At 65.2% G+C, this 13,646-nt stretch carries 3 protein-coding genes and 1 pseudogene; 3 read left to right on the top strand and 1 reads right to left on the bottom strand.

Annotated features, from left to right (window positions below; all coding sequences use genetic code 11):
* The first annotated feature begins 291 nt into the window (after window positions 1-291).
* From pks2 to G6N24_RS06755, 3 genes and pseudogenes are all read left to right on the top strand, one after another.
* A pseudogene (gene pks2, locus G6N24_RS06765) lies at window positions 292-6,605 on the top strand (sulfolipid-1 biosynthesis phthioceranic/hydroxyphthioceranic acid synthase).
* A 42-nt stretch (window positions 6,606-6,647) separates the two neighbouring features.
* Window positions 6,648-7,907, top strand: coding sequence for a glycosyltransferase (locus G6N24_RS06760; RefSeq protein WP_085162517.1), 1,260 nt, complete (start codon window positions 6,648-6,650; stop codon window positions 7,905-7,907).
* A gap of 329 nt (window positions 7,908-8,236) precedes the next feature.
* Window positions 8,237-11,719, top strand: coding sequence for an MMPL/RND family transporter (locus tag G6N24_RS06755; RefSeq protein ID WP_085162518.1), 3,483 nt, complete (start codon window positions 8,237-8,239; stop codon window positions 11,717-11,719).
* On the opposite strand, the gene G6N24_RS06750 is transcribed toward G6N24_RS06755, so the two are convergent.
* Window positions 11,708-13,468, bottom strand: a complete 1,761-nt coding sequence (locus G6N24_RS06750) for an AMP-binding protein (protein ID WP_085162519.1) — start codon at window positions 13,466-13,468, stop codon at window positions 11,708-11,710. The genes G6N24_RS06755 and G6N24_RS06750 overlap by 12 nt on opposite strands.
* Window positions 13,469-13,646 lie beyond the last annotated feature (178 nt).

The raw sequence follows: 13,646 nt of genomic DNA, 5'->3' as shown, positions 1-13,646 counted from the left end.
CCTCGGCGACGACGCGATCCTGGAGTGCACCGGCAATTTTTTGGTACGTCCGCGCGATTATTCCGCGCGTGTGGGGGCCGACCAGCTACGCTCTGGTCACACCGGGGGAGGCGGCGGTTCCGCGTGGCGTGGCGATGTTTGCTCGGCGTTTCCTGAGCCCGGATCGGAACTCGAGGCGGTTTCCCGGAACCGCTGACACGATTTCGGAGCCACTGATGGGAACGGAAGTACAGGTAGGAGAGGTGAACCAGCGTGGATAGGAAGGGTGTTACTCCCGTCGCCATCATCGGCATGGCGTGCCGGCTGCCGGGGGGCATCGACTCCCCTGATCGGTTGTGGGAGGCATTGCTGCGCGGCGATGATCTAGTCACCGAGATCCCTGCCGACCGCTGGGACGCCGACGAGTACTACGACCCCGAACCGGGCGTACCCGGACGGTCAGTGTGCAGGTGGGGCGCGTTCCTCGATAGCGTGGGCGACTTCGATCCCGAGTTCTTCGGTATCAGCGAGAAAGAAGCGACGGCGATGGATCCGCAGCACCGCTTGCTGCTGGAGACCGCATGGGAGGCCATCGAGCACGGCGGTATGGCGCCGGACAAGATGGGCGAGTTGCAGACCGGTGTGTTCGTGGGCTTGATGCATGACGACTATCAGTTCGTCCATGCCGATGCCCAGACCTTGGCGGGGCCGTACGGATACATGGGCAACAGCTTCGCCATGGGATCCGGGCGCATCGCCTACACCCTTGGACTGCACGGACCCGCGATTACGGTAGATACCGCCTGCTCCTCTGGCCTCACCGCGATCCACCTGGCCTGCCGCAGCCTGAACGACGGCGAAAGCGACGTTGCGCTGGCGGGCGGCGCCTCGGTGATGCTGGAACCCCGCAAAGCGGCATCGGGGTCCGCCCTCGGCATGTTGTCTGCGACCGGGCGTTGTCATGCGTTCGACGTCGCGGCGGACGGTTTCGTCTCCGGCGAGGGCTGCGTCGTGGTGCTGCTCAAGCGGTTGCCGGATGCGTTGGCCGATGGTGACCGGATTCTGGCCGTGATCCGGGGCACGGCCGCCAACCAGGACGGCCACACCGTCAACATCGTGACCCCGTCGCGGCCCGCGCAGGTCGCGGTGTATCGGGCGGCGTTGGCTGCGGCCGGTGTGGACGCCGGCACCGTCGGGATGGTCGAGGCGCACGGCCCCGGCACCCCGGTGGGTGACCCGATCGAATACGCCAGCCTGGCCGAGGTGTACGGCGTCGACGGCCCCTGCGCGCTCGCATCGGTGAAGACCAATTTCGGGCACACGCAGTCGGCCGCCGGAGCGCTGGGGCTGATGAAGGCGGTCCTGGCCCTGCAGCACGCAGTCGTGCCACAGAACCTCCACTTCACTGCGCTGCCCGATCAATTCGCCGAGATCGAGACCAATCTTTTTGTGCCGCAAGAGGTTACCCCGTGGCCCACGACCGACCATCAGGCGCCCCGACGCGCGGCCGTATCGTCCTATGGGTTCTCGGGGACCAATGTGCACGCCATCGTGGAGCAAGCCCCGGAGCAAACCCGCGCAGCCGCGCAAACCACCACGGGCGTCGAGGGCGCGCTGCTGTTCGCGCTGTCATCCAGCTCCGAGAACGCTCTGCGCCAGACCGCGGCGCGGCTGGCCGACTGGGTCGACGCCCAGGGCCCGGACCTGTCGGCCTCGGATTTGGCCTACACCCTGGCTCGGCGGCGCGGACACCGGCCGGTGCGCACCGCCGTGCTGGCCAGCAGCACCACCGAACTGACCGCGGCGTTGCGCGAGGTCGCCACCGGGGATACCCCCTACCCGCCCGCGGCCGGCCACGACGACCGCGGACCGGTCTGGTGTTCTCCGGGCAGGGCTCGCAGTGGGCGGCGATGGGCGCCGAGCTGCTGACCACCGAGCCCGTGTTCGCCGCCACCGTCGCCGAGATTGAGCCGCTGATCGCCGCGGAGTCCGGCTTCTCGGTGACCGAGGCGATGACCGCACCCGAGGTCGTCACCGGCATCGAGCGGGTGCAGCCCACCCTGTTCGCCATGCAGGTGGCGCTGGCGGCCACGATGAAGTCCTACGGCGTGCAGCCGGGTGCGGTGATCGGCCACTCCCTGGGTGAGTCCGCGGCCGCCGTGGTCGCCGGGGCGCTGTCGCTCGCAGACGGGGTGCGCGTGATCTGCCGCCGCTCCACGCTGATGACCCGCATCGCCGGCGCCGGGGCCATGGCATCGGTGGAACTGCCCGCCCAACAAGTGATTACGGATTTGACGGCGCGCGGCGTCGATGACGCCGTGGTCGCGGTGGTGGCCTCCCCACAATCCACCGTGATCGGCGGGGCCACCCAGACGGTGCGCGACCTGGTGGCCGCCTGGGAGGAACGCGACGTGATGGCCCGCGAGGTGGCCGTCGACGTGGCCTCCCACTCCCCCCAAGTCGACCCCATCCTCGACGAGCTCGCCGAGGCGCTCACCGACCTCAGCCCGCTAACCCCGCAAGTCCCCTACTACTCGGCGACCTCGTTCGACCCGCGCGAGGAACCCTACTGCGACGCCTACTACTGGGTGGACAACCTGCGCCACACCGTGCGCTTCGCCGCCGCGGTACAGGCCGCCCTCGAGGACGGCTACCGGGTCTTCACCGAGCTGACCCCCCACCCCCTGCTGACCCACGCGGTCGATCAGACCGCCCGCAGCCTCGACATGCCGGTCGCGGCGCTGGCCGGCATGCGCCGCGAACAACCACTACCCCACGGGCTGCGCGGACTGCTCGGCAACCTCTACGCCGCCGGCGCCGCGCCGGACTTCTCCGTGCTCTACCCCACCGGCCGGCTGATCGACGCACCGCTGCCCGCATGGAGCCACCGACGCCTGCTCTTGAGCTGCGCCGGGCAGGATTCGCGGGCGCACGGGGCGTCCATGGTTCCAGCGCATCCGCTGATGGGGGCGCATGTGCGATTGCAGGAAGAGCCGGAGCGCCACGTGTGGCAAGGTGAGGTCGGCATCGCGACGCAACCCTGGCTGGCCGACCACCAGATACACGACGCGACCGTTCTTCCGGCGGCTGTGCACTGCGAGATGGCGTTGGCCGCGGCGCGCACCGTGCTCGGCGAGGCGTCCGAAGTCCGCGATGTCCGGTTCGAGCAGATGCTGCTGGTTGGTGACGAGACCCCCATCGCCGTCACCGCAACGGTCGAGGTGCCCGGCGTCGTCCCGTTCACGGTGGAAACGACCCAACACGGCGAACGCGCGCGCAAAGCCTCCGCGGTGCTGCACGCCGCCGAGGACGACGACCAGCCCGCTCCGCAGAACGTGGCTGATCTGCTGGCGAGCCATCCGAACCGGGTGGACGGCGCTGACATTCGACAGTGGATGGATGAGCGTGGCCGTCGTCGATTTGGTCCGGCTTTTACGGGCCTAGCCAGCGTGTTCACCGCCGAAGGGACCGGCGACACAATGCTCGCCGAGGTCAGCGTGCCGGGGCCGATCCGCACCCAACAGGGCGCCTACGGCGTGCACCCAAGTCTGCTGGACGCCTGCTTCCAATCGGTGGCGGTTCATCCCGGTATCCGCAACGCCAGCAATGGCGGTCGGCTGATGCCATTAGGTGTCCGACGGCTGCGTGCCTACGGCTCGGCCCGCCACGCCCGCTACTGCCACACGACGGTGACTGCATGCGGCTCAGGCATCGAAGCCGACCTCGACGTATTAGACGAAAACGGCACCGTGCTGCTGGCCGCGCGTGGACTGCAGATCGGCACCGGCACCTCCGATACCAGTGAGCGTGATCGTGTCTTGAACGAGCGCCTGCTGACCATCGAATGGCAGCAGCGCGAGCTACCCGAACAAAGCCACGCCGAACCCGGCACGTGGCTGCTGATCAGCACCTCCGATGCCGCGGACCTGGTGGCCACCGAGTTGACCGACGCACTGAAGCTGCACGACACACAATGCACGACCACGAACTGGCCCCGGCATGCCGACCATGCAGCCCAAGCCGAACGCCTGCTCGCCCAACTCGAGGCGGACGCGTTCACCGGTGTGGTCGTGCTCACCGCACCGCAGAACGGTACCCCCGACGAGCAATCCCCCGTCCGTGCTGGTGAATACGTCAAGCATGTGGTGCGCATCGCCCGCGTGCTCACGGAATCCTTGGGCCAGGCACCGAGGCTGTATGTCGTGACCAGAAACGCCCAGACCGTGCTGGCCGACGACCGCGCCAATCTCGAGCAGGGCGGGTTGCGCGGCTTGCTGCGGGTGATCAGCGCCGAACACCCGCTGATGAAGGTCACCCACATCGACGTCGACGAGCACACCGGCGCCGAGCAGGTGGCGCGCCAACTGCTGCTCGGTAGCGAGGAAGACGAGACCGCCTGGCGCAACGACGAGTGGTACACCGCGCGCATGAGCCTTACTCCGCTGCGCCCCGAGGAGCGCCAGACCACCGTCGTTGACCACGAGCGGCACGGCATGCGCCTCAACATTCGCACCCCCGGCGACCTGCAAACCTTGGAGTTCGCGGCGTTCGACCGAGTCCCGCCGGCCGCGGGAGAAATCGAAGTTGCAGTCGCCGCATCCAGCATCAACTTCGCCGACGTCCTTGTCGCGTTCGGCCGATACCCCAGCATCGACGGGCAGATGCCAGCACTCGGTATGGATTTCGCCGGCGTGGTGACCGCGGTCGGGCCCGGCGTCACATCTCATCGGGTAGGTGACCACGTCGGTGGCTTCTCCAAGAACGGGTGCTGGGCTACTTTCGTCACCTGCGACGCCCGCCTGGCCGTGACGCTGCCGCCCGGCCTCACCGACGACGCGGCCGCGGCGGTAAGCACCGCACATGCCGCGGCCTGGTATGGCCTGCACGACCAGGCCAGGATTGCCGCCGGCGACAAGGTGTTGATCCACTCCGCCACCGGCGGGGTGGGCCAGGCGGCGATCGCGATAGCGCGCGCCGCCGGGGCCGAGATCTTCGCCACCGCGGGCAGCGAGAAGCGTCGGCAAATGTTGCGCGACATGGGAATCGAGCACGTCTACGACTCACGCAGCGTCGAGTTCGCCGAGCAGATCCGCCGAGACACCGACGGCTACGGCGTCGACATCGTGCTCAACTCCCTGACCGGCGCCGCACAGCGTGCCGGGCTGGAACTGCTGGCTATCGGCGGACGCTTCGTGGAGCTTGGCAAACACGACGTCTATGCCAACGCCCGGCTGGGGCTGCTCCCATTCCGGCGCAACCTCACGTTCCACTATGTGGATCTGGCATTGATGGCAGCGAGCCACCCGCAGCGGATCAGCAACGTGCTGTCCACGGTGTATCGGCTCGTCGCAGACGGTGAGTTGCCGGTACCGGAAGTCGCTCATTACCCGCTTGGCGATGCCGCCACGGCTATCCGCGCAATGAGCGCGGCGGAGCACACGGGCAAGCTCGTACTCGACGTGCCCCACGAGGGCCAGAGCACCGTCGTGGTACCGCCCGAACAGGTGTCGGCGTTCCGGAGCGACGGCTCCTACATCGTCACCGGCGGGCTGGGCGGCCTGGGCCTGTTCATCGCCGAGAAGATGGCCAGCGCCGGCGCCGGTCGCATCGTGCTCACCTCGCGCTCTCAGCCCAATCCGAAGGCGCTGGAGACGATCGAGCTCATCCGCGCGATGGGTGCCGATATCGCGGTGGAGTGCGGCGACATCGCCGACGTCGGCACCGCAGAGCGTTTGGTGACAGTGGCGACCGCCACCGGCGTCCCGTTGCGGGGCGTAGTGCACGCCGCGGCGGTGTTCGAGAACGCCATGCTCACCAACATGACCGACGAACTCCTCGATCACAACTGGATTCCAAAGGTCCACGGCGCGTGGAACTTACACCAAGCCACGGCCAATCAACCTCTGGATTGGTTCTGCATGTTCTCCTCGGCGGTCGCCCTGCTGGGCTCGCCCGGGCAGGGGGCCTATGCCGCCGCGAACAGCTGGCTGGACGCGTTCACCCACTGGCGGCGAGCCCAGGGCCTTCCAGCCATCTCGATCGGGTGGGCATTGTGGGCCGACGTCGGCCGTGCCGCCACAATCCGAGCCGAGATCGGCGAAGACGAGGCTCTCGAAGAAGGCGGCGAAGGCACCGCCTTCGCCCACTGGCGCGACACCGCTATCACCGCCGACGAGGGCGACTACGCGTTCCAGGCGCTGCTGCGCCACGACCGCGCGTACACCGGCTATGCCCCGATGATCCCATCCCCATGGTTGACCGCCTTTGCGCAACGTAGCCCGTTAGCGCAAATGTTCCAATCCACCGGTCTAAACCGTTCCGGCACAAGCAGATTCCTTGCTGAGCTGAGCGAATTGCCGATCGAAGAGTGGCCCACCCGGATCCGGCGCCTAGTCGCGGAGCAAGTCGGCCTGATTCTGCGCCGCACCATCGACATAGACCGTCCGCTGACCGAGTATGGTCTTGACTCACTGAGCAGCCAGGAATTGCGGGCCCACATGGAGGCCGAAACCGGAATACGCATCACCGCTACCGATATCAACTCCACCGTGCGTGGTTTGGCGGATCTGCTGTACGCCAAGTTGGCACCCGACGCGGGTGCGCCGGCGCCAAGCCAGAACGAATGATGAGGAGATGAAACGCGGGATGACCGACGGCTGGGTTCGCCGATGAAATGTGTCTTGGCAGTCCATGGAACCCGCGGCGACGTCGAGCCATGCGCCGCTGTGGCTGTGGAGCTGCAGCGCCGAGGGCACCAAGTCCGTATGGCGGTCCCACCCAACCTGATCGGATTCGTCGAGTCCGCGGGGCTGACCGGTGTCGCTTACGGGCCGGATTCGGGCGAACAGATAATCGCGGTCGCGGCGTTTGTTCGGAACCTCACCAAAGTGCAGAATCCCCTCACCCTGCTGCGCGCCGCCAAGGAGCTTTACGTTGGGGGCTGGGCGGAGATGGGCAAGACGCTGGCCGCGCTGGCCGACGGGGCCGACCTGTTGATGACTGGCCAGACGTACCACGGCGTCGTCGCCAATGTCGCCGAGTACTACGACATTCCGCTGGCGGCGCTGCATCATTTCCCGATGCGGATCAACGGCCAAATCAAGATTCCGTCGGTACCGACGCCGGCGTTCCTGATGCGCTCCGCGATGAAAGCGACGGTGCGCTTTTATTCGGCCGTCAGCAAAGAGGTCGATCGTACGCAACGCCGTGAACTCGGCCTACCACCGGCAGCCGCACCGGCGGGACAACGGATGCTAGAACGCGAAGTTCCCGAAATCCAGGCCTATGACCAGGCTTTGTTTCCCGGACTCGCGTCGGAGTGGAACGGTCAGCGACCCTTTGTCGGCGCGCTGACGATGCAGTTGCATACCGAACCCAACGATGAGCTCGAGTCGTGGATCGCGGCGGGAACACCGCCGATCTATTTCGGCTTTGGCAGCACACCGGTGCAATCCCCCACCGAGACGGTCGCCATGATCTCGGATGCCTGCGCCGAGCTAGGCGAGCGAGCCCTGATCTATTCTCCAGCGACCGATTCCCCCGGCTCCAACCCGTTACCCCACGAAGACCACGTGAAACTCGTTGGCCTGGTCAACTATTCGACCATCCTTCCGATGTGCCGCGCGGTGGTCCACCATGGTGGCGCCGGTACCACCGCCGCGGGCCTGCGGGCCGGGATGCCCACGTTGATTCTGTGGGATGTCGCCGACCAGCCGATCTGGGCGGGTGCGGTCCAACGGCTGAAAGTTGGCTCCGCCAAACGCTTCACGAACATCACGCGCACGTCGCTGATCAAACACCTCCGGCGTATCCTTGCGCCGGAGTGCGTCGCGCGGGCGGGCGAAATAGCCACTCGGATGACCAACCCGGCAGCCGCCGTCGCCGCGGCCGCCGATCTGTTGGAGGATACGGTGCGCCTGAAAGCCTGACCGCCGGTCGGTGGCCACTACCACCGTGGCGCCAGACCGATCCCAGCCCGTGCCCCGGGGCGAAGCACGCGTGCGACTTCAGCCGGGAAGCGCACACGGCGGATCAGCACGACCGTGCAGGTTTGAGGTCACAGAGCTACCGCACCCAGACTCCGGATCTTGCTCGCCGGACCGGCGAAAACCCGGCCGGCCGGCCCGCAATTAGGCCCGTGACCAGGAAATTCATCGCGGCGTCTGCGCACCACCGTCAAGGTAACGGCAACATCACGGTTAACGGGGGAATTGTGATTTCCCCGCGAGCGAGATGCTGCGACTTGTACGGTTGATGAGTGGCGGGCCAGAAAGTCTCACATGAGCAAGCCAAAGTCGGGGGGCTCTTCGACCGCATCGGCGATTTCGTCATCCAGTGGCCGCTGATCGTCATCGGGGTCTGGATCGCGGTGGTTGCCGCCCTGGCGCTGCTGCTTCCACCCCTCCAGGCGCAGGCCGCACAGCGCGAGCAAAAACCGCTACCGGACGACGCCCCGACCACGATCACCACCCGCGAGATGGGCAAGGCGTTCCGTGAGACGGGATCTGGCTCCCTGCTGCTGGTGATCTTGACCAACGAGAAGGGGCTGGGACCCGTCGACGAGGACGTCTACCGCAAACTGATCGACAACCTGCGCCAAGACACACAGGACAAAATGTCGGTACAGGACTTCCTCAGCGTGCCGCCGATGCGCGAGATCTTGGAAAGCAAGGACAAGAAGGCCTGGAACCTACCGATCAACTTCCCCGGCGACCCGACCGCGCCCGAGACTCAAGCGGCCCTCAAACGGGTCGGTGAGATCGTCAAGAAGACCGTCGCGGGAACAAGCCTGACCGCCAACCTCAGCGGACCCGTGGCCACCGTAGCCGACCTCCAGGCCCTCGGTGAGGCGGACGTAAAGATCATTGAGATCGGCACCGCAGTCAGCGTGCTGATCATCCTGATCATCGTCTATCGAAACCTGATCACCATGCTGATGCCGCTGGTCACCATCGGCGCGTCAGTGGTGGGCGCCCAGGGCCTGTTGTCCGGGCTGACCGAACTGGGCCTGGTCGTGAACATGCAGAGCATCGTCTTCATGACTGCGGTAATGATCGGGGCCGGAACCGATTACGCCGTCTTTCTGATCAGCCGCTACCACGACTACGTGCGGCACGGCGAAGATTCCGACCAAGCGGTCAAGAAGGCCTTGATGTCCATCGGCAAGGTGATCGCGGCGTCGGCGGCCACCGTGGCGGTCACCTTCCTCGCGATGGTCTTCACGAAACTGGAAGTCTTTTCGGCAGTCGGTCCGGCAATTGCGGTCTCGATCATGGTGACGTTTCTCGCGGCGACCACCCTGCTGCCCGCGATCCTCGTGCTCACCGGACGGCGCGGCTGGATCAAGCCACGACGCGACCTAACTACTCGCTTCTGGCGGCGTTCGGGCACGCGCATTGTGCGCCGGCCCAAGATCCACTTGGTGGGCAGTCTGGTTGTGCTGATCATCCTGGCCGGCAGCGCAAGCCTGATCCGGTTCAATTACGACGATCTCAAGACGGTGCCGCAGGACGTCGACAGCGTCAAGGGATACGAGGCCCTGAATCGTCATTTCCCGATGAATGCGATGACTCCCATCGCGCTGCTCGTACAGTCACCCCGCGACTTGCGGACACCGGCCGCTCTCGCCGATCTCGAGATGATGTCCCGCCGGATAGCCGATCTGCCCGACATTGTGATGGTGCGCGGCTTGACCCGGCCCAACGGGGAACCGCTGAAGGAGACCAAAGTCTCGTTCCAGGCGGGTGAAGTCGGCAGCAAACTCGGCGAAGCGTCCGGCGCGATCGCCGACCACAGAGGTGACCTGGATAAGCTGGCCGGCGGTGCTCGCCAGTTGGCCGACGCCCTGGCCCAGATACGGGACCAAGTCAATGGGGCCGTCACCAGCGCCAGCGGGCTAGTCACCACACTGCAGGCCATGATGGCGCTGATGGGTGGGGATAGGACGATCCAACAACTCGACCATGCGTCCCAGTTTGTCGGGCGCATGAGGACGCTCGGCGACAATCTGAGTGGGACCGTCGCGCAGGCGGAACAAACGGCCGTCTGGGCCAACCCGATGGTGATCGCCCTCAATTCCAGCCCGGTCTGCAACAAGGACCCGGCCTGCGTGAAGTCGCGCGGCGAGTTGGCGGCGATTGTCGAGGCCGAAAACAACGGGCTGCTCAGGTCGATTGCGGCGCTGGCTGTCACCCTGCAGCAGACGCAGGACTACCAGACGCTCGCCCAGACGGTCGGCAAACTGGATCAGCAGTTGAAGCAAGTCGTCAACACCCTCAAGGCGGTCAACGGCCTTCCGACAAAGTTGGCTCAGATGCAAATGGGCGCCAATGCTCTCGCCGACGGCAGCGCGGCAGTAGCCGCAGGCGTGGAGGAATTGGTCAAGCAGGTCAAAACGATGGGCTCCGGGCTGAACGAGGCCTCCGACTTCCTGCTGGGGATGAAGCGCGACGCGGAACGGCCGTCGATGGCGGGCTTCAACATCCCACCGCAGATCATGACCCGGGACGAGTTCAAGAAGGGCGCCCAGATTTTCCTGTCGCCCGACGGGCACGCGGCGCGGTACCTCGTGCAAAGCTCGCTCAACGGGGCCACCCCCGCAGGCATGGATCAGGTCAACAAGATCATCGCGGCGGCGCAGTCGGCACAACCGAACACCGAGTTGGCCGACGCCAAGGTTTCCCTGTTGGGAGTTCCGACCGGGCTTCGGGATATACGAGACTATTACAACAACGACATCAAATTCATCGTCATTGCAACGATCATCATTGTGTTCTTGATTCTGGTCGCTCTGCTCCGGGCGATCGTTGCGCCGCTATATCTGATCGGTTCGGTGCTCGTTTCCTATTTGTCGGCCCTGGGCCTCGGGGTCATCGTGTTTCAATTGATATTGGGCCAGGAAATGCATTGGAGCCTGCCCGGATTGTCCTTCATATTGTTGGTCGCGGTCGGCGCTGACTACAACATGCTGCTCATCTCCAGGATCCGTGACGAGTCGCCGCATGGTGTGCGTGTCGGCGTCATCCGCACGGTGGGTTCGACCGGCGGCGTGATCACCTCGGCGGGTCTAATCTTCGCCGCGTCAATGTTCGGCCTGGTGGGCGCCAGCATCAACGTCATGGCCCAGGCCGGTTTCACCATCGGGATCGGGATCGTGATCGACACCTTCCTGGTGCGCACCGTCACCGTGCCGGCCTTGGCCGCGATGATCGGCCAGGCAAACTGGTGGCCATCGACACTGGGACAAGGCGAAGCTCCGCTGATGAGTCTGCGCAACCGCATAAGGAAAGCCAGCCTCCAGCTGTCCGGGATGCTCAACCGCACGGCCAAGACCCCGGTGTCCGGGCGGCCGACAACGAACGTCGCGCCCCGATCCAACGGACATGGCCAGGACGATGTTCTTGCCAAACTTGACGGATACCCGCTTTACGACCTCGGCGGGCACGCAATTCCGCTGTTCGGCCCCGTCGGTCTGCCCCAGCTGACCAACGCGTGCACGACGACCGCCGAGGGCAACGGCAAAGACCCCACAATCGACCTGACTGGGCAAGCGCTACCGTTGTTCAGCCTCAGCCCGCAAAACGGCAACGGCCACCCAAACGGCACAGACGGCCGCGAGCACCCGCTGGACGATCTGACAATCCACCCGCTTCCGCTGTTCGGCTGCCCGGTTGGAGTGTCACACGACGGCGTCGACGGCACGACGCGGCCGCCGGTGAAACCGGCCCACCTAAACGTCTAAGCGAGTGAACTTCGCGTGACGGTACAGCTCCACACATTGCGCGCGTCTGACCTTGCCGCTGGTGGTGATAGGAATCGAACCCGGGGAAACCAGAACAAGATCCGCCACGCTCAGGCCATGTGATTTCGAAATCGCCGAGGTGACTTCACGTTTCACGAAGCCCAGCCTCTCCACCGCTTCCTCGTCGGACTCGTTCCTTTTCTTGAGTTCGATGATGGCGACCAGCTTCTCGGCGCCGTCCTCGGGAACCGCGATCGCCGCACAACGGCCGGGCGTGATCTCCTGGATGGTCGCCTCGATGTCGTCGGGAGAGTGGTTGCGCCCGTACACAATCAAAAGGTCCTTGATGCGGCCCATGATGAACAGCTCGTCCTCGGAGATGAAGCCGGAATCTCCGGTCCGCAGCCAGGGACCGTCCGGCGTGCCGGCCGCGGGGTTGACCAGCGTTGCACCAAACGTGCGCGCAGTCACGTCGGGCTTCTCCCAATAGCCCGAGGCGACGTTGCCGCCGTGAATCCAGATCTCACCGACCCTTCCCGGCGGGCACTCGATGCATGTGTCCGGATCAACGATACGCACCAGCTGAGTCTGCGGATTCCCGTAGCTGACCAGCGGTGTGCCGGTATCGCTTGCGCAGGGCACCGCTTGGCCGTCGGGCAGCTGGTCGGATTCGAAGCTAACAATTTTCGGCGGTTCGCCGGCCTTGCGGGTCGCGACGTAGACGGTTGCTTCCGCCATCCCATAGGACGGCCGAATCACCGCGGGGTCAAGGTTGAAGCGGGCGAACCGATCGATGAACCGCTTCAGGGTGACCGGCTGTACCCGTTCGCTACCGTTGAGGATGCTGAGCACGCCCCCGAGATCAAGCCCCGCCATGTCGTCATCCGATGTCTTGCGTGCCGCAATTTCGTAGGCAAAGTTCGGTGCGGCCGAAAATGCTCGACTGTTGGTTGCCAGCATTTGCATCCATCGGGCCGGTCGCTGCAGGAATCCGACCGGGCTCGTCAGCACGGCGCGAACGCCCGCAAGAATCGGAAAGATAATTCCCAACACGAAACCCATGTCGTGGTAGAACGGCAGCCACGACACCACGGTGGTGTCCGGCGGAGCAACCTTCCCGTTGAACCCATAGTAGTCGGTCATGATCTGTTCGAAGTTGGCAAACAGGTTCTTGTTCGAGACCATGACACCGGCCGGCGTCCGCGTGGACCCCGACGTGTACTGCAAATACAGCGTTTCCGGGCCCTTGTTACCGGTGCCGCGCGAGGCCGGCCCACGCGACCGTTGCCGGGAGTCCAAATCCAGCAAATCAACTTCGATGATTGACGGTGCCTTGTGCCCGGGCTGCGGCTGTACGTATTCGGTGAGGTTGTCGACGACCGAGGACGCCGTGAGAACGACAGCGGGTTGAGTATCGGCCAGCACCGACGTGGTGCGCTCGTCGTGAGCGCCACCGTATGGAACCGAAAGCGGAACTGCGATAAGGCCGGCCTGCAATGAGGCCAGAAAGCTAACGACGTAGTCAAGCCCTTGCGGCGCCAATATCACTGCCCGGTCGCCCATCGACCCACTTTGTTGGAGCTGTTCGGCGAGGTTCAACGTGCGCCGGTACAACTGAGACCACGTCAGCGTTTCCTCAACGCCGTCCCAATCCTGGTCGTAGTCAATAAATGTGAGCGCCGTATCGTTGGGCTGCAGACTCGCGCGCTCGCGCAGCACGATAGGAATCGAGGATTCAACCACGGACATCAGACTACCTTCGGTAGGGACGGTTCTTGGCCGTAACGGGACGCGCGCACCTGCATCAACGGTCCTTTCGCGACAACGCTCCGGCGACGCCACGGGCGCCGTCGCACAGATCGATACGACCACCGTGCAACCAGTCCACCCCCGGCCCGGCCCCCAAACACCACGCATCGTCGTGGCG

The sequence above is a fragment of the Mycobacterium lacus genome, assembly GCF_010731535.1.
GTDB lineage: Bacteria > Actinomycetota > Actinomycetes > Mycobacteriales > Mycobacteriaceae > Mycobacterium > Mycobacterium lacus.
Note: the sequence above shows the minus strand (reverse complement) of the source record. Positions and strands in the feature narration are given on the sequence as shown.